The 16,857-nt window shown below is 73.3% G+C and carries 14 protein-coding genes; 6 read left to right on the top strand and 8 right to left on the bottom strand.

All coding sequences use genetic code 11. The features are described 5' to 3' along the window. Positions 1 to 117: 117 nt before the first annotated feature. On the bottom strand, positions 118 to 924 hold the full coding sequence (locus tag EDF21_RS06515) for a methionine ABC transporter permease (RefSeq protein WP_123570664.1): 807 nt from the start codon (positions 922 to 924) through the stop codon (positions 118 to 120). Further along, complete coding sequence (locus EDF21_RS06510; protein WP_123570663.1) at positions 921 to 1,952, bottom strand: methionine ABC transporter ATP-binding protein; 1,032 nt, start codon at positions 1,950 to 1,952, stop codon at positions 921 to 923. Before EDF21_RS06510 ends, EDF21_RS06515 begins: the two co-directional genes overlap by 4 nt. Positions 1,953 to 2,258: 306 nt before the next feature. On the opposite strand from EDF21_RS06510, the gene EDF21_RS06500 reads away from it, so the two are divergent. Then, positions 2,259 to 3,038, top strand: coding sequence for an SDR family oxidoreductase (locus tag EDF21_RS06500; RefSeq protein ID WP_123570661.1), 780 nt, complete (start codon positions 2,259 to 2,261; stop codon positions 3,036 to 3,038). A gap of 137 nt (positions 3,039 to 3,175) precedes the next feature. Here EDF21_RS06500 and EDF21_RS06495 read toward each other — a convergent pair whose 3' ends face one another. The 5 genes from EDF21_RS06495 to EDF21_RS06475 all read right to left on the bottom strand — a co-directional run bounded on the left by EDF21_RS06495 (position 3,176) and on the right by EDF21_RS06475 (position 8,973). Further along, complete coding sequence (locus tag EDF21_RS06495) at positions 3,176 to 3,943, bottom strand: gamma-glutamyl-gamma-aminobutyrate hydrolase family protein (protein WP_123570660.1); 768 nt, start codon at positions 3,941 to 3,943, stop codon at positions 3,176 to 3,178. 148 nt (positions 3,944 to 4,091) lie between these two features. Continuing rightward, on the bottom strand, positions 4,092 to 4,868 hold the full coding sequence (locus EDF21_RS06490; protein WP_123570659.1) for a hypothetical protein: 777 nt from the start codon (positions 4,866 to 4,868) through the stop codon (positions 4,092 to 4,094). Positions 4,869 to 5,023: 155 nt separating this feature from the next. Beyond that, positions 5,024 to 7,111, bottom strand: a complete 2,088-nt coding sequence (locus EDF21_RS06485) for a fructose-specific PTS transporter subunit EIIC (protein ID WP_123570658.1) — start codon at positions 7,109 to 7,111, stop codon at positions 5,024 to 5,026. Between the two features lie 33 nt (positions 7,112 to 7,144). After that, positions 7,145 to 8,113, bottom strand: coding sequence for a 1-phosphofructokinase family hexose kinase (locus EDF21_RS06480; RefSeq protein ID WP_056047905.1), 969 nt, complete (start codon positions 8,111 to 8,113; stop codon positions 7,145 to 7,147). 71 nt (positions 8,114 to 8,184) lie between these two features. Next, entirely contained in the window at positions 8,185 to 8,973 is a 789-nt protein-coding gene (locus EDF21_RS06475) for a DeoR/GlpR family DNA-binding transcription regulator (RefSeq protein WP_056046880.1), read from the bottom strand. Between the two features lie 306 nt (positions 8,974 to 9,279). Between EDF21_RS06475 and EDF21_RS06470 the strand changes: the two genes are divergently transcribed. Together EDF21_RS06470 and EDF21_RS06465 are read left to right on the top strand one after the other, a co-directional pair. After that, on the top strand, positions 9,280 to 9,594 hold the full coding sequence (locus tag EDF21_RS06470; protein ID WP_056046878.1) for a hypothetical protein: 315 nt from the start codon (positions 9,280 to 9,282) through the stop codon (positions 9,592 to 9,594). Between the two features lie 519 nt (positions 9,595 to 10,113). Next, the gene (locus EDF21_RS06465) at positions 10,114 to 10,938 is read left to right on the top strand and encodes a DUF817 domain-containing protein (RefSeq protein WP_199736226.1); all 825 of its coding nucleotides are present in this window, start codon (positions 10,114 to 10,116) and stop codon (positions 10,936 to 10,938) included. 110 nt (positions 10,939 to 11,048) lie between these two features. Here the strand turns inward: EDF21_RS06465 and EDF21_RS06460 are convergent, their stop codons facing one another. Then, positions 11,049 to 12,926 carry a GAF domain-containing protein gene (locus tag EDF21_RS06460; protein WP_148053646.1) on the bottom strand — a complete coding sequence of 626 codons (1,878 nt, stop codon included), beginning with the start codon at positions 12,924 to 12,926 and terminating at the stop codon, positions 11,049 to 11,051. A 192-nt stretch (positions 12,927 to 13,118) separates the two neighbouring features. On the opposite strand from EDF21_RS06460, the gene hxlB reads away from it, so the two are divergent. The 3 genes from hxlB to EDF21_RS06445 all read left to right on the top strand — a co-directional run bounded on the left by hxlB (position 13,119) and on the right by EDF21_RS06445 (position 16,855). Beyond that, the gene (hxlB, locus tag EDF21_RS06455; protein ID WP_056046874.1) at positions 13,119 to 13,748 is read left to right on the top strand and encodes a 6-phospho-3-hexuloisomerase; all 630 of its coding nucleotides are present in this window, start codon (positions 13,119 to 13,121) and stop codon (positions 13,746 to 13,748) included. A gap of 182 nt (positions 13,749 to 13,930) precedes the next feature. Beyond that, positions 13,931 to 14,866, top strand: a complete 936-nt coding sequence (locus tag EDF21_RS06450) for a hypothetical protein (protein WP_123570656.1) — start codon at positions 13,931 to 13,933, stop codon at positions 14,864 to 14,866. A gap of 243 nt (positions 14,867 to 15,109) precedes the next feature. Beyond that, positions 15,110 to 16,855: an ABC transporter substrate-binding protein gene (locus EDF21_RS06445; protein WP_123570655.1), complete on the top strand. Its 1,746-nt coding sequence runs from the start codon at positions 15,110 to 15,112 to the stop codon at positions 16,853 to 16,855. Positions 16,856 to 16,857: the final 2 nt, after the last annotated feature.

The following is a 16,857-nucleotide window of genomic DNA, read 5'->3' as shown; positions in this document are numbered from 1 at the left end:
GGGTGGGGGAGGCGCGGTGCAGGACCGCAGAGGGGGAGGCGCGGTGCGGGACCGCAGAGGGGAACGGGGAGGCGCGGTGCGGGACCGCAAGGGGGCAACGGGGAGGCGCGGTGCGGCTCAGACCGCGGCGGCCACCGGGGGCAGGTCGGTCGCGCGGCGCCGCCACCAGCGGCGCCGGCGGACCGGTTCGGGGCTCGTGGCCCGTACGGCGAGGTCGCCGAGCTGTTGGACGGCCGCGACCGTCGCGACGAGCAACACGATCGTGACGATCATCACGGTGTGGTCGAAGCGCTGGTAGCCGTAGGTGACGGCGACGTAGCCGATGCCGCCGGCGCCGATGGTGCCGGCGATGGCGGAGTACTCGATCATCGCGATCGTGTTGATCGTGAGGCCCCCGATCAGGCCGGGCAGCGCCTCGGACAGCTGTGCGGTGCGGACGATCTGCAGGCGGGACGCCCCGCTCGCGGTCGCCACGCGCACCCGATCGCTCGGGACGCTCCGCAGGGAGTTCTCGACGATGCGGGTGAAGAAGGCGATGCCGGCGATCGACATCGGCACCACCGCGGCCGCGATGCCGATGTTGGTGCCGGTCACGAACCGGGTGAACGGGACGATCGACGCCATGAGGATCAAGAACGGCAGCGAGCGTCCGATGCTGATGACGGCGCTGAGCACCGTGTGCACCGGCGCGTTCGGCACGAGGCCCGCGGGGCCGAGGTTGTGCACCAGGGCCCCGAGCGGCAACCCGACCAGCACGACGATCGCCATCACGATGCCGACCATCACGAACGTGTCGCCGAGTGCCGGGAGCACCAGGGCGGGGATCTGCGCCCACGGCACCGAGTTGTCGTACGCGGTCGACGGGCTGGTGCCCGACGCGAGGACGGTCGTCGTGATCGGGGCGACGGTGCTGACGACGCTCATCGGACGAGCTCCTGTTCGGGCGTGGGCGTGGGCGTGGGCGCCGAGGACGGGTCGAGGGAGCGGGCGGTGAGCCCGAGTGCGGCGGCGACCCCGGGCAGGCGCGAGGCGACCGCCTCGGGGACGGCGACGGTCGCGTGCCCGACGGTCGCGCCTCCCAGGGTCTCGATCGAGGCTCCGAGCAGCGACACGGGCGACCCCAGGGCCGATCCGAGCGTGGTCGGCCAGTCGGTCGGGACGTCGGCCGAGACGTAGTCGAGCCGCCAGGTGCGGGAGCCGTCGGGGGCGCCGGCCGCCGGTCGGGTCGGTCGCAGCGCCGCACCGAGCGCCGACGCGGGGTCGCGCAGCAGGTCGAGCACGCGACCCCGTTCGACGATGCGTCCGTGGTCGAGGCGGGCGACGGTGTCGGCGATCTGCAGCACGGTGTCCATCTCGTGGGTGACGAACAGGATCGACAGGCAGAGGTCGTCACGCAACTCGCGCAGCAGGTCGACGATCGAGGTGGTCGAGGCGGGGTCGAGGCCCGACGTCGCCTCGTCCGAGAGCAGCACGGTCGGCCGCAGGGCGAGGGCCCGGGCGATGCCGACGCGCTGGCGTTGACCGCCCGAGAGCTCGTGCGGCCGGGCGTCGGCACGGTGGCCGAGCCCCACGCGGTCGAGCAGCTCGGCGACTCGACGCCTCGTCTCGGCCTTCGTCACGCCCAGGTACTCGAGCGGCAGGGCCACGTTCTGTGCGGCGGTCCGACGGCCGAAGAGCCCGTCCGACTGGAACACCGTGCCGATCCGACGGCGGGCGACCCGCAGGTCGCGCTCGCCGAGCCGGGTCAGGTCGTCGCCGTTGACGACGACCGAGCCCGAGGTCGGTCGTTCGAGCAGCGTCACGCACTGGGCCAAGGTGCTCTTGCCGGCGCCGCTCGGGCCGACGACCGCGGCGATCTCGCCGGTGTCGACCCGGAAGTCGACGCGGTCGAGGACGGTCGTGCGGTGCGATCCGGTCTCGTAGACCTTCGTCAGCTGCTCGAGGCTGATCATGGGGGCTCCAGGGTGTCGGCTGAGGTGGTGGGTTCGGGGTGTCGCCGAGCATAAGGAGGCGCGGGTCGCGTTCGCGAGGACGTGTCACGTCGTGCGTCGCCGCGTGACGCCATGTGTCGCGGGGCCCGGCCGCGGGGCCCGGCTGCGGGGCCCGGCCGCGGTGCCCGGCTGCGGGGCCCGGCTGCGGGGCCCGGCTGCGGGGGCCGGCCGCACCACGATCGCGTGGTCGAACCAGCCCCCCGGGTGGTTCGACGACGCGAGCGTGGTGCGACCTCCTCCGACGGCGGGCGAGGCAGGATGGGCGACATGCCCGCACCCACCACGTCCCTGCCCACCGCACTCGTCACCGGCGCCTCCGGCGGCATCGGCGCGGAGTTCGCCCGGCGGCTCGCCCCCGACCACGACGTGGTGATCGTGGCGCGCAGCGGCGACCGTCTCGAGCAGGTGAGGGCCGAGCTCGTGGCGACCCGCGCCTCCGGGTCGTTCACGGCCGTGGTCGCCGACCTGTCGACGCCCGACGGGGTCGAGACCGTGCTGGCCGCCGTCGGCGACCGCGCGATCGACGTGCTGGTGAACAACGCCGGCGTCGGCTCCCACGGGGCGTTCGTCGAGTCCGACCCCGCCGCCGTCCAGGCGCAGGTGCACCTCAACTGCTCGCAGGTGGTCGCGCTGACGCGCGCGCTGCTGCCGGGCATGGTCGAGCGACGCCGCGGCACGGTGGTCAACGTCGCCTCGACCGCGGCCTTCCAGCCGATCCCGACGATGGCGGTCTACGGGGCGACCAAGTCGTTCGTGCTCTCGTTCAGCGAGGCGGTGCACGCCGAGGTGCGGGGGTCGGGCGTCACCGTCACGGCCCTCTGCCCGGGCGCGACCGAGACCGGCTTCTTCGCCGCGACCGGCAGCGACTTCCTCACGAGCGGTCGCCAGACCCCCGAGCAGGTCGTCACCGCGGCACTACGGGCCGTGCGCCGTCGCCGTGCCGTGGTGGTCAGCGGGCTCGGCAACGCGATCGGTGCCCAGGCGCACCGCTTCCTGCCCCGCCGACTCGTGACCGCGGCTTCGGCCCTGATCGTGCGCGAGCGCTAGGAGCCGGGCGCGATCGCGGGCCGGTCACCGGGCCGGCCTCGGGCCCGGCCACCTGGGCCGGGCCCCGGCCCGCCCGCCGCGGCCGTGCAACGCACCGCCCACTGGACGTCGCACCGCCCACATCGGCGGTGCGACGCTCAGTCGGCGGTGCGACGCGACCGGTCGCCGGCTCGACCGAGGGCGGCGTCGCGCGCGGCGACGAGCAGGTCGGTCAGCACCGTGCCGGTGGCCCCGCGGTCCTCGGGGTGCCACTGCACGCACCACACCGGCGCCGTGTCGTGCTCGACGGCCTCGACCGTGCCGTCGTCGGCCCAGCCCACCGCGCGCAGCCCCTCGCCCAGGCGCCTCACCGCCTGGTGGTGCGAGCTGCGCACGACCAGCGACGTCGTACCGAGCATCGTCGCGAGCGTGCTGCCGTCGGCGAGCCGGACCGGGTGGTCGACCATGCTGTCCTCGACGCTGTCGGGGTTCACGTGGCCCGGGTGGTCGAGGTGCTGCACGAGGTCTCCGCCGAGGGCGACGTCGACCACCTGCATGCCGCGACAGATGCCGACCAGCGGCAGCCGCGCCTCCACGGACCCGCGCACCACCTCGATCTGCACCCGGTCGGCGTCGGCGAAGGTCTGGCCCCGCCCCGGGTGGTCGAGGGGACCGCCGTAGTGGCTCGGGTCGACGTCCTCGCCACCGGTGACGAGCACCGCGTCCGCCTCGGAGAGGGCGGCGTGCACGTCGCCGAGCCGGTTGGCCGGCACCCGGCGCACCGTGAACCCGACCTGCTCGGCGGCGGCGACCACCGAGGTGGACAGGGCGTCGAGCTCTCGCTCGAACGCGGGGTCGTCGCGGGCCTCGTCGGTGACGTCGAGGAGCAACAGGTTCAGGAGGCGCGGTGCGGGCGAGTCGCTCATCGCGCCATCCTGGCAGCCCCGCACCGCACCGCACCGCACCGCACCGCACCGCACCGCACCGCACCGCCTTTCGTGCACCGCACCGCGACGAGACGCGGTGCCGTGCACGAAACGCGGTGCGAAGGGCCGAGGGCCGAAGGCCCGCCGGCTAGTCGGTGCCGTCGATCCCGCCCAGCCGTTCGAGCACGCCCGTGAGGATCGTGCCGGCCGCGTCGGGCAGCACGTGGTGGTTCATGTAGATCGCCTCGAGCCAGGGCAGTACCTCGTCGCGACCCCAGCCCACGGCCTCCCAGTCGACGCCGGGCAGGGCCTTCGTCAGGGGCTGGTCGGTCCGGGGGTCGAGCCAGGCCTCGGCGATCGGCACGCCCTCGGACGCGCCCTGGGGCGTCCAGGTCAGCGCGATCGGGTGGTCGTCGCCCTCGATGTGGTCGTGTTCGACGGCACCCGAGCCGAGCCACGGCAGGGTCAGCAGCTCGCCCTCGATGTCGACCTCGACCAGGTCGAGCTTGCGTGGTTCTTCGACCTCGCAGACGTAGAGGTCGAAGCCGGCGTCGTGCCAGGCCGCCGCCTCGTCGACCTCGTCGAGCAGGTCGGGCATGCGGCGGTGCAGGTCGACGATCAGCCGGGTCGACCATTCGACGAGCACCCGCGTGTCGGCGACGCCGAAGGGGCTGAGGTCGCTGTCGTCGCCGTTCGCGAGGTGGAAGTGGTGCTCGACGTCGCCCGAGGGCGTGGTCTCGAGGTGCACCTGCCCGGTCTCGTAGCCGACGTACAGGGCGGTGATCAGGTCGTCGTCGTCGTACTCGGCGTAGAGGTTCGGCTTGCCGAGCGCGGTCGGCAGCGGCGTCTGCGCGGCCGGGCGCTGGCCCAGGTCGAACACGGCACGGAAATGGGTGGTGGGGAGCCTCAGGCTCATGTCGGTCACGGCGTGGGGTCCAATCGGTTGCTCACGCCAGGGTAGAGGACGCGGCCGCCCGTCCGCGGCCCGTCCACAGCCGAGGAGGCGCGCTCCGGGACTTCCCAGAACGCGCCTCCTCGTGTGGGTCGCCTCGACGGCGTCGGTGCGGGGCCGCGTCGCTGCTACGCGGCGACGGGGCTGCGCTGGCCGACGACCGAACCGGCCTCGGCGGCCTCGGCCGACGCGTCGGCCCCGGCGGCCGCACCCCGGCGGACGAACTTCTTCAGCAGGACGAGCACGAACGCGCTCACGACGGTGCCGGCGACGATCGCCAACGCCCACATGCCCAGGTTGCCGATCGCGAAGAACACGAAGATGCCACCGTGGGGGGCCTGCGACGTGACGCCGGCGGCCATCGAGATGGCTCCGGTCACCGCGCCTCCGACCATGCTGGCGGGGATCACGCGCAGCGGGTCGGCCGCGGCGAAGGGGATCGCGCCCTCGGAGATGAACGAGGCGCCCAGCAGCCAGGCGGCCGTGCCGTTGGAGCGCTCGACCTGCGAGAAGCCCTTGCGGTAGAGGACGGTCGACGCGAGGGCCATGGCCAGCGGCGGCACCATGCCGGCGCCCATCACGGCGGCCATGATCATCAGGGGGGCCGGGTTGTCGCTGATGGAGCCCGCGGAGAGGCCGGCGACGGCGAACGAGTAGGCGACCTTGTTGACCGGACCACCGAGGTCGATGCACATCATGAGGCCGAGGATGACGCCGAGGACGATCGCCCCGGTGCCGCTGAGGCCGTTGAGGAAGTCGGTCAGCGCGACGGTCAGGGCGGCGATCGGGCCGCCGAGCACGAGCACGAGCAGACCCGAGGCGAAGATCGACGCGAGCAGCGGGATGATCACGACGGGCATCAGGCCGCGCAGCCAGCGGGGCACGTCGGGCTTGCCGATCCAGTAGGCGGCGAAGCCGGCGAGCAGACCACCGACGAGACCGCCGATGAAGCCGGCCCCCATGAAGACCGCGACGGCACCGGCGACGAAACCGGGCGCGATGCCGGGTCGATCGGCGATGGCGTAGGCGATGTAACCGGCCAGGGCGGCGACGAGGAAGCCCATCGACAGGTTGCCGATCTGGAACGCGGCGGCACCGAGGAAGTAGATCAGGCCCTCGGGCGGCAGGTTCACGAGCGAGTAGTCGGTCAGCACGGTCGCGGCGTTGCCGGCGATCTCGTAACCCGAGAGCAGGAAGCCCAGGGCGAGCAGCAGGCCGCCACCGGCGACGAACGGGATCATGTACGAGACGCCGGTCAGCAGCCAGCGCTTGAGCGACGAGCCGAAGCCCTGCTTCTCGGCGGTCGAGCCCGCGGTGGCACCGGCGGCACCGGCCGTGCCGGCCACGCGGGCGGCGTTCGGGTCCTTGGCGGCGGCCAGCGCCTCCTTCACCATGGCGTCGGGAGCGTCGACGCCGCGCTTGACCGGTCCGCGGACGACGGGCTTGCCGGCGAAGCGGCCCTGGTCGCGCACGTCGACGTCGACGGCGAAGATCACGGCGTCGGCCTCGGCGATGACGGCCGGGTCGAGGGGAGTGACCGTGCCCGAGCCCTGCGGCTCGATCTGCAGGTCGGCGCCGAGGCGCTTCGCCGCGGCGACGAGGGCGTCGGCGGCCATGAAGGTGTGGGCGATGCCGGTGGGGCAGGCGGTGACGCCGACCAGCTTCGGGCGCCGCGCGCCGTCGCCCGTGGCGTCGGCCGCGGACGAGGAGGCGCTGGTCGCCCCGGCCGCGGAGGCGGCGGTGGCGCCGCGCGTCTCGGCGACCTCGCCGCTGACCTCGTCGTCGACGAGCTGCACGATGTCGGCGGGCGTCTTCGCGGCGCGGAGGGCGGCGGTGAAGTCGTCGCGGATGAGGGCGCGGGCGAGGGTCGAGAGGACCGTCATGTGGTCACCGTCGGCACCCTCGGGCACCGCGATCATGAAGACGATGTCGGCGTCGCCGTCGGGGGCGCCGAAGCCGACCGTGCGCGCGAGCCGGGAGAAGGCGAGGGTGGGCTCGGTGACCGAGGCCGACCGGGCGTGGGGGATCGCGATGCCGCCGGGGACGCCGGTGCCGACCGAGGCTTCACGCTTGATGGCGTCGTCGGCGAGCGAGTCGGCCGAGCCGGCGCGGCCCGAGGCCGCGACGCGCGCGGCCAGGGCGCGGATGACGTCGGTCGACGTGCCGCCCAGGTCTTCGTCGAGACCGACGAGGTCGGTGCTGATGAGGGATGACATGCTGTTCTGCTCCTTGGGGTTGGGCGACGCTGCTCAGAGGTGCCCGACGGCCGCGGGGGCCACCGGGACGACGTCGATGTCGTCAGGGAAGGTCTGGTCGAGGCGGGGGACGATGCTGCCGGGCAGGGCCGCGGCGGCGGCTCCGGACGCGACGGCCTGGGCGAGGCGGGCCGGGGCGGGTGCCCCGGTGGTCTCGGCGAGCAGGTAGCCCGACAGCGACGAGTCGCCGGCGCCCACCGTGCTCAGGGCGGTGATGACGGGGGCGGCGGCGAACCACGAGCCCTCGTCGTCGATCAACAGGGCGCCCGCGCTGCCGAGGGTGAGCAGCACGGTCTCGACGCCCAGCTCGCGCAGGCGTCGGGCCCCGGCGACGGCCGAGGCCGGGTCGGCCTCGTACGCCTCGGGGTCGCCGCCGACGATCTCGGCGAGCTCGTCGGCGTTGGGCTTGACGAGGTCGATGCCGACGCCCGACGCGATCAGGGCCGCGAACGGCTCGCCCGACGAGTCGACCGCGATGCGCGGGGCGGCGTCACCGCAGGAGGCGCGCACGGCCCGGACGACGTCGGCCAGCCAGGTCGTCGGCAGGCCGGGCGGCAGCGAGCCGGCGAGCACCAGCCACGAGGCGAGGGCCGCGTGTTCGACGACGAGGGCCGTGAGTTCGTCCACGTGGGAGCCGAGGTCGGGGCCGAGCTCGTTGATCTTGGTGGTCGTGCCGTCGGGTTCGGTCAGGGTGACGTTGGCCCGGAGGCGCTGGCCGATCGGCAGGTTGACGGTGGGCACGCCTCGCTCGCGCAGGGCGACGAGGACCGGGTCGTCGAGGGCGCCGGGCAGCAGGGCCACGGTCTCGGCACCCGACGCCGCCAGGGCCCGGGACACGTTGACGCCCTTGCCGCCGGGCTCGTCGGTCGTGCTGACCGAGCGCTGGACCGCCCCGCGCTGCAGGGTGCCCGGCAGCTCGATCGTGCGGTCGAGCGAGGGGTTCGCGGTGACGGTGAGGATCATGCGGGTGCCTCCTGGCTGCGGGGCGGTGTCGATCGGGGCCACGACGGGGCGGGGCGTGGGGGTCGGGGCGCTCATGCGACGATCACCTCGACGTCGGCGAGCTCGAGGGCCTCGCCCAGGTCGGGCGCGGGGGGCGCGTCGGTGACCACGGTGTCGATCTCGGCCAGGCGCGCGAACCGCACCAGCGCCTCCTCGCCGTGTTTGGTCTGGTCGACCACGGCCACGACGCGGCGTCCGGCACGGACGTACGCCGACTTGACGGCGCCTTCGAACTCGTCGGGGGTCGACAGGCCGAAGCCGGCGCTGACGCCGTTCGCGCCGACGAAGACGATGTCGGGGCGGAGCGCCTGGATCTGCTCGACCGTGCTGGTGCCGACGGCGGCGCTGGTCAGCCCGCGGACGCGTCCGCCGAGCAGGTGCAGGTCGACGTGGGGGCTGTGCTGCAGCAGCGCGGCGATCGGGACGGCGTTGGTGATGACGGTGAGGACGGTGCCGGGCGTCGCCGGCGTCCAGCGGGCGAGTTCGGCGGCGACGGCGGCGGTGGTGGTGCCGGCGTCGAGGGCGATCGAGCCCGTGAACGTCGGCGGCACGAGGTGCGCGGCGGCCTGGGCCACCGAGGTCTTCTCGGGGCTGTGCCGGGTCTCGCGTTCGCTCAGGCTGAGTTCGCTGACGCTGGAGCGCCCGGCGGCGACGGCACCGCCGTGCACGCGCTGGAGCAGGCCCGCCTGTTCGAGGGCGTCGAGGTCTCGGCGGACCGTCTCGGCCGTGACGTCGAGACGCAGGGCGAGATCGCTGACCGACACCCGGCCGGCCGAACGCAGGGCTTCGGCGATCGACTCGTGCCGTTCGGTGGCGTACATGCGACCTCCTCGTCGTCTCGCGGTGCTGCCGGCATGCGTGCTGCCGGCGTGGGCCGACTGTACGTCGCTTCCACAGAGAAAACAAGACAAAAGCAGAAAAACGAAGAAGAACGCAGATCGCGCAGGCGAGGACCGAGCCATGTCCGCAATGCGCACTCTTCCCGATCTGGCTAGTTCATCTAGCAATCGGCCTGCCACAGTGGTGCACGTACCGGTTCACGGCGGTACGGGCACCGACTTCACGGGCGGTGCCGGAGTTCCAGCAGGTTCCTCAGGCGACGCAGGGTCACCAGAAATGAGAAGAACATGAACACCAGCAGCACCTCGCTCCAGGGCCTCGGCCACGAGCAACTCGTCTCCCTCGTCCGGGGCACGGTCGGTTCGGCCCGCCCCGCGGCGACCCGCCCGACCACCGGTCGCGTCGACGCGGGCCTCTACCGCCGCGACCCCCGCGTCCCGGCCGTCCGAATCGAGACCTACCCCCGTCGTCGTCGGGCGCGAGTCGCGGCCGTCGCCCTCGCCGCCCCGATCTCGGCAGCCGTCTCGGCCGTCGCCCGGGTCGACGAGCCCACCTACGCCGACTTCCTCGTGGCGGCTCCGGCCCACGCGATGTCGGCCTGAGGCGCGCGTCGTGACCTTCGCCCAGCGCATCCTCGCCGACCAGGTCGGCGACCACGTGTCGTACTTCGACACGGGCCTCGACGACACCGACGACCTCGACTGAACGGCCCGACCATGACCTCCTCACTTCCCTCGCTCGACACCCTCGTCCACCCCGACCTCCACGAGTACGTGGCCGACCGCTACCCCTTCGTGGCGGGTCTGGTGGACGACGACCAGATCTGACCGTCCCGGGCCCCGGCCCGGTGCACGACTTCGGACGGGCTGACGCCCGGCCCGTCGACGGTGCGTACCAGCGACCCGCAGCGCGGGACGCCGACGAGCACCCCACGAGAGCCCCCTCGCCCCACGGCGAGGGGGCTCTCGCGTGTCCGCGGACGCGACCCGCGGGGGAGGCGGGTGGTCCTCGGGGCGGACGCCGCGCCTCCTCGGGGTTCGTAGCGTGGACGAGGTCGCACCCACGGGGCGCGACGGTGCGGCCACCCGGCCCGCACCGACGACGAACTCCGAGGAGGCACGGTGTCCGCAGTCGAGGTCGTCCCGCGCCACGGTCCGGGTCGCGTCACCCGGGCGCGCGAGTCCCTGCTCGACCTGCTGGCCTTCGGCCGCGCCCAGGCCCTCTCGTGCGCGTTCGCCGTCGCGATCTTCGCCGGGCTCGCCGTGACCCGCGTGGTCGACGTGGGCGTGCCGCGCTACGACGCGATGCTGATCTGGTGCCTGCTCGTGCAGGTCGTCCTCGTCGCGACGCGGCTCGAGACCCGGGACGAGCTGCTCGTCATCTGCGTCTTCCACGTCCTCGGGCTCGGGCTCGAGGTCTTCAAGGTCGCGATCGGCTCGTGGTCGTACCCCGAGCCCGGCGTGCTGCGCCTGGGGGACGTGCCGCTCTACAGCGGCTTCATGTACGCGGCGGTCGCGAGCTACATCTGCCAGGCGTGGCGCCGGCTGGACCTCCGCGTCGACCCCGTGCCGATGGCGGCGACCATGGCCGTCGCGGTCGGCTTCTACGTCAACTTCTTCACGAACCACTGGATCGCCGACCTGCGCTGGGTGCTGCTCGGCGTCGCCGCGCTGCTGATCGCCCGGCGGTCGGTGACCTTCCGCGTGCGGGGCGGCGACCGCCGCATGCCCTTGCTCGTGTCGTTCGCCCTCATCGGGCTGTTCATCTGGATCGCCGAGAACGCCGCGACCCTGCTCGGTGCCTGGACCTACGCCTCGCAGGTCGACGGCTGGAGCCTCGTGCACCCCAGCAAGATCGGCTCGTGGATGGTGCTCGTGATCTTCAGCTTCGTGCTCGTGCTGTGGCTGAAGCAGCGGAAGGGCGCGTCAGCGACCTCCACGGCGTGACGGCGCGCCGGCGCGCCGGCGTGCCGGTCGCACCACCGTCGCGTCGTCGAACCACGCTCTCGGGTGGTTCGACGACGCGGACGTGGTGCGTCCTCGCCCGCAGGTCGCGGTCAGGGGGCGGCGTGGCGCCCGACGCGCGTGGGGGCCGGGGTGGATGCGGCAGCAGCGGCGACCACGGGGACCGTGCCCGCAGCCGCAGCCGCAGCCGCAGCCGTAGCCGTGGGCGCAGCCGTGGGCGTAGCCACGGGCTGGGGCGCGGCGACGACGCTCGTGGCGTCGGCCACGCCCCGTGCCAGCGCGGCCGCCTGTGGGGCGCGACCCGACACGGCCGCCGCGACCGCCGCCTCCCGGGTCTCGTACATCGTCGGCAGGTCGTGACCGCCCTCGGCCGTCTCGTAGCTCTGCAGCTCGAGTTCGGCGAGCCGGGCGAACTCGGCCAGCTTCTCGGACGACACGCTCTTCGCCTTGCGGGGCCGCGTGTTGTGCAGGCAGAAGGTGCCGATGGCCTCGCCCGACGACGAGTGGATCGGGTGCCCGGCGTAGAAGTACCCGTGGTTGAGGTCGAGGTAGGGGTTGTCCTTGAACCGGTCGTCCTTGCGGGCGTCCTCGACGATCACGGGCGCGTCGGCCGCGACGGTCACGTCGCAGAACGTCAGCTCGCGGGGGATCGAGACCGGCAGCAGCTCGGTGTTGACCGCGTAGTAGAGCTTCTTGCCGTCGAGCAGCGAGACGACGGCGACGTCGACGCCGAACTCCTTCTCGGCTCGGCGGGCGAGGTCCTGCAGGGTGTCCGACCCGCCGCTGCTCGCGAGCTCGACCAGCTTCTCGGCTCCCGACCACTCGAAGGTCGGCTCGGGCAGGGCCCGACGCGGACGGGCAGGAGGCGCGGTGTCGGTCGACGGGGTGGCCCCGGTTCCGAGAGCGGTCGCGGGTGCGTCTGCCGGGGCCGGCGCTGGTGCGGGTGTGGCTGCGGCTGCGGGGGCCGACGCGGGTGCGTCCGCCGGGCGTGCCGACGCGGGTGCGTCCGCCGGGCGTGCCGCGACGGCCTGCTCGGCCTCGAGACGGGCGACGGCCTGCTCGGCCTCGAGTCGGGCGACGGCCGCCCGCGCGGCCTCCAGCTGCGCGACGACCGGGTCGACCGGGGCCGGTGCGGCCACCGACGCCGCCAGTCGGGCCACCTCGAGCTGGGCGGCGACCCGCTCGGGCACGACGGGCGCGACGGACGTGCGTCCGATGTGCTCGACGGTCTCGCCGCGGCGCACGACGTCGAGGGTCGGGGCCACCCGGTCGGCGACCACGGCGCCCCACTGCCGGTACATCGTCTCGCAGCCGTGCGGGCGACCGGGCTGCAGCTCTCCCGGGGGCAGCCGGAAGTACGAGGCCGACGGGTGCTGCGCGGCGATCCGTTCGGTGATCTCGTTCATGCGGGCGGCGTGCCGGTCGGCGACCGATCCGAACGGGTTGTCGAACCGCGTGACCGAGCGCACGGGCTGCACGCCGACCAGCACGATGCGGGCGGTCGGGTGGACGCGGCGGGTCAGGTCGGTGACGAGCGTCGTCACGTCACGTTGCCATCCCTCGAGCGGGGTGAGCATGACGGCGTCGTTGAGGCCGAGCATGACGACGACCGTGTCGTACAGGCTGAGGTCGTGGTCGCCGATCCACGAACGGGCCGAACCGGCGTTCATCATCTCGTCGCCGATGTAGTCGACCGAGCAGGCGCGACCGGTGCTCTTCGAGGTCTCCTTGGCGATCTGACCGGTGAGCGCCTGCTCGTGGCTCGTCACGCCGAAGCCGTGGGTCGGGCCCGTGCCGATCAGCAGCACGGTGTCGGGGTCGGGGGAGTCCGCCCGGTAGGTCGGCCGTCCGCGTGGCGAGGGCACGTGCCGGGAACGCGAGAGCGTCCACAGGTAGAACAGGCGCATGGCAGGCCTCAGCCGCTCGTAGCTGCGCGTCGGGTGCGCGGGTGTGTCGACCGTCCTGGTCACGTGGTGCTCCTCGGGTGTCTCTCGGTGTCTCGTCCCCCTGTCCCAGGCTAGGCAGCGGTCGGCAGCCGGGCTGCCCCCAGTGCGGGTCGACGGTGGCCCCCCTTCTGGTCGCACCGCCGCCCGGAGCCCGTCGACGCGGACCCCCGGCCCGAACCTGGACGCCGGAGGCGCGGGGCGAGCAGGCTGGTACGCGTGACCCCCGCAGACAGCACGACCCCCGACGACGACCACGGTTCCGTCGCCACCGCCCTCGAGCTCGTGGCCGACGAGGTCGACGCCGCCGTCTCGGCGGTGCTCGACGCGGACGCCGGAGGCGACGACTCGTCCGACACGTCCGGCCAGCTCGACGCCTTCGCCGACCTGCTCGACGACGCCGAGCGCGTCTTCGTCCACGGTGCGGGTCGCTCGGGTCTCGCCCTCCGCATGACCGCGATGCGGTTGATGCACCTCGGACTCGAGGTCCACGTCGTCGGCGAGGTCACGACGCCGGCCATCGCCGACGGGGACGTGCTGCTCACCGCGAGCGGCTCGGGCACGACGTCCGGCATCGTCGCCGCGGCCCGGACGGCCGTCGACGCCGGCGCGCGGGTGGCCGCCATCACCACCGCCGCCGACTCGCCGCTGGCCGACCTGGCCGAGGCCGTGCTCGTGGTGCCCGCCGCCGACAAGCAGGACCGCTCGGGAGCCGCGTCGTCGCAGTACGCCGGCGGGCTGTTCGAGCAGACCGTCGTGCTGCTCGGCGACGCCGTCTTCCACGCGCTGTGGAAGCGCTCGGGTGCCGATGCCGACGAGCTCTGGCCCCGTCACGCCAACCTCGAGTAGCCGCCCCGCGCCTCCTCGCCTCCGCGCGGCTTCTTCGCCCCGCTCTGCACGAGGTCGCACCACCGTCGAGTCATCGAACTGCCCCGTCGGGCGGTTCGATGCCGCAGACGTGGTGTGACCTCGTCGTCGCCCTGCCTGTGGACAACCACTGGCGGGCCGCCATGTGACGGCAGTCTCTCCCTGTGATCGAACATCTGCCCCACATCATCCGGTCCGACCGGCTCGAGCACGGGCGGCGGGAGTCCGAGGCCGTGCGTCGTGGTGTCGAGCGGGGTGAGTTCGTCCGGGTGCGTCGTGGGGCAGCCGTCGACGCTGCCGCGTGGCGAGCGGCCTCCTCTCGGGATCGCCACCTGATCCTCGTCCTCGCCGTCATGCCGCGGCTCGCTTCGCGGATGGTGGTGTCTCATGCGTCGGCGGCCGCATGCTGGGAGCTGCCGGCCCTCGGTGAGTGGCCGAGCCGCGTGCACGTCGTCGACCCGGACCGCCGCACGACCCAGACGACGGCGAACGTCGTGCGGCACCCGGGACCGCTCTCCGGTGAGGAGGTGCGGTCGCTCCCTCCACTTTCCCTCACCTCTCCGGCTCGAACAGCAGCCGATCTCGCCCTCACGTCGTCGTTCCGTGACGCGGTGGTCGCCCTCGATGCCCTCGTGCGGAGGGGGCTCGCCACCGCGGATGACGTGCGGCACGTCCTCGACGGACGTGGGTCGGCACGAGGCCTGCCGAGTGCACGCCGTGCCGTCGCCTTCGCGACGCCCGAGGCCGAATCCCCGGGGGAGTCGCTGACGCGGGTCGTCCTGCACGAGCTGGGCGCGCCTCCTCCGGTGCTCCAGCAGCGTTTCACCTGGGGAGACGGCGGCCTCTTCGCCGACGTCGTCGACTTCTGGTGGCCCCGGTTCGGCGTCGTGCTCGAATTCGACGGACGGATCAAGTACGCGGAAGGGCGGTGGAAGAAGGGCCGGTCGCCCGGACAAGTCGTCGTGGACGAGAAGATCCGAGAGGACCGCATCCGCAACCGGCCCGAGGTCAACGGATTCGCGCGAACGGTCTGGGACGAGTTGTCGCACCCACCCCGCCTGGCCGCGAACCTCCGCTCAGCAGGGCTGCCCTTGCCGTGACGCTCAGGTCGCACCACTTCCGAGTCGTCGAACCAACCCCGAGTGTGGTTCCGTGACGCGATCGTGGTGCGACCTCGGAGCGGGTGCGGGTGCGGGTGCGGGCGGTGCGTCTCTGGGCGAGCCGGACCGGGCGGGCCACGTTTTACCCGCGCGAAACAATTCGTATACAAAACTGGGGCGTGCGGCAGGATTGTATGCAATCCACGCCGCACAGACCGATACCACCCGAGCATCGGAGGCCCGATGGCCCGCCCACCCCGCCCGACCCGCGCCGCGAGCGCCGGCGCGACCCGCGCCGCGAGCGCGACCCGCGCCGCGAGCGCGACCCGCGCCGCGAGCTCCCCGGCCGGGCGTCGCCGCCTGCGCCGGGCCCTCGCGCTCCCGGCCCTCGCCGCCGCCGCGACGCTCGCCCTGACGGCCTGCGTCCCGCAGCAACCCGCCGGGACGAACCCGCCCGACAAGACCGACGTGACCACCGCGCCGATCGGCGACCGGACCATCGTCGAGGGGGGCGACCTGGTGATGGCGCTGTCCGCCGAGCCGGACGCCCTCGACCCCACCACGTCGTCGTCGCTCTACACGCGCTACGTCATGGAGACCGTGTGCCAGAAGCTGTACGACATCGACGCCGAGGGTGACCTCGTGCCGCTGCTGGCGACCGAGCTGCCGACGCTGTCGGACGGCGGGCTGACGGTCGACATCCCCGTGCGCACGGACGCCGTGTTCGCGGACGGCACCCCGTTGGACGCCCAGGCCGTCGTCACGACGCTGCGTCGTCACCTCGACAAGCCCGACTCGTCGCGGGCCAGCGAGCTCGGCCCGGTGACCGGGGTCGAGGCCCTCGACGACGACACGGTGCGCCTGACCTACGAGCGCCCCTTCGCCCCGCTGACCGCGGCCCTCGCCGACCGCGCGGGGATGATCATGTCCCCGACGGCGCTCGAGGCCGAGGGCGACGACTTCGGCGACGCCCCGGTCTGCGTGGGCCCCTTCAAGTTCGTCGACCGCGTGCCGCAGACCTCGATCTCGGTCGAGCGCGACCCGCTCTACTACGACGCCGAGGACGTGCACCTCGACTCGATCACCTACCGCATCATCACCGACGCGAGCATCCGTGCGGCGAACGTCCGCGCGGGCGACGTGCAGGTCGCCGACTCGATGTCGACGATGGACGTCGACTCCCTCATGGCGGACGACGGCCTCACGGTGCTGCAGGTCGGTTCGTTCGGCTACCAGGGCATCACCGTGAACATCGGCAACCAGGACGGCGTCGGGACCGACCCCGTCCAGATCGACACCCCCTTGGCGAGCGACGTGCGCGTCCGTCAGGCGCTGGCCATGTCGATCGACCGGGACGCGCTGGTGCAGAGCGTGTTCGGCGGGTGGAACGACACCGCCTGCTCGCCGATCCCGCCGACGAGTCCGTTCGCCACCGATGCCAGCGACGCCTGCCCGGGCTACGACCCCGAGGGGGCGAAGCGCCTCCTCGCCGAGGCGGGTGTGACGACGCCCTACGAGATCGAGATCCAGGCCAGCAACAACGCCGACACGCTGCGCCTCGCCCAGGCGTTGCAGGCCCAGGTCGCCGACGGTGGGTTCCGCCTGTCGATCACCCCGGTCGAGTACTCGACCCTGCTCGACGTCCAGTCGCGCGGCGACTTCGACGCGCTGCAGCTCGGCTGGTCGGGCCGCGTCGACCCGAACGGCAACATGGTGAACTTCCTGCGCACCGGTGGCGGCAACAACTACTCGGGCTACAGCAACCCCCGGGTCGACGAGCTGCTGGCCGACGCCGCCGCGTCCATCGACGTCGACGAGCGTGCGGCGCTCTACGGCGAGGCCGTGACGCAGGTGCAGGAGGACGAACCGCTGATCTACCTGTACCGCACCCGCAGCCTGACCGCGCTGACGAACGAGGTCGCCGGGGTGTCCACCTACGCCGACGGCGTCGTGCGGCTCAGCAACGCCGCGTTCGTCGAGGGGGAGTGACC

This window comes from Frigoribacterium sp. PhB118, assembly GCF_003751725.1.
Lineage (GTDB): Bacteria > Actinomycetota > Actinomycetes > Actinomycetales > Microbacteriaceae > Frigoribacterium.
Note: the sequence above shows the minus strand (reverse complement) of the source record. Positions and strands in the feature narration are given on the sequence as shown.

Bases quoted from the DNA above. Each gene is read 5' to 3' on its own strand.
- EDF21_RS06515 (WP_123570664.1), bottom strand. From the start codon at position 924: ATGAGCGTCGTCAGCACCGTCGCCCCGATCACGACGACCGTCCTCGCG.
- EDF21_RS06510 (WP_123570663.1), bottom strand. From the start codon at position 1,952: ATGATCAGCCTCGAGCAGCTGACGAAGGTCTACGAGACCGGATCGCAC.
- EDF21_RS06500 (WP_123570661.1), top strand. From the start codon at position 2,259: ATGCCCGCACCCACCACGTCCCTGCCCACCGCACTCGTCACCGGCGCC.
- EDF21_RS06495 (WP_123570660.1), bottom strand. From the start codon at position 3,943: ATGAGCGACTCGCCCGCACCGCGCCTCCTGAACCTGTTGCTCCTCGAC.
- EDF21_RS06485 (WP_123570658.1), bottom strand. From the start codon at position 7,111: ATGTCATCCCTCATCAGCACCGACCTCGTCGGTCTCGACGAAGACCTG.
- EDF21_RS06480 (WP_056047905.1), bottom strand. From the start codon at position 8,113: ATGATCCTCACCGTCACCGCGAACCCCTCGCTCGACCGCACGATCGAG.
- EDF21_RS06475 (WP_056046880.1), bottom strand. From the start codon at position 8,973: ATGTACGCCACCGAACGGCACGAGTCGATCGCCGAAGCCCTGCGTTCG.
- EDF21_RS06470 (WP_056046878.1), top strand. From the start codon at position 9,280: ATGAACACCAGCAGCACCTCGCTCCAGGGCCTCGGCCACGAGCAACTC.
- EDF21_RS06445 (WP_123570655.1), top strand. From the start codon at position 15,110: ATGGCCCGCCCACCCCGCCCGACCCGCGCCGCGAGCGCCGGCGCGACC.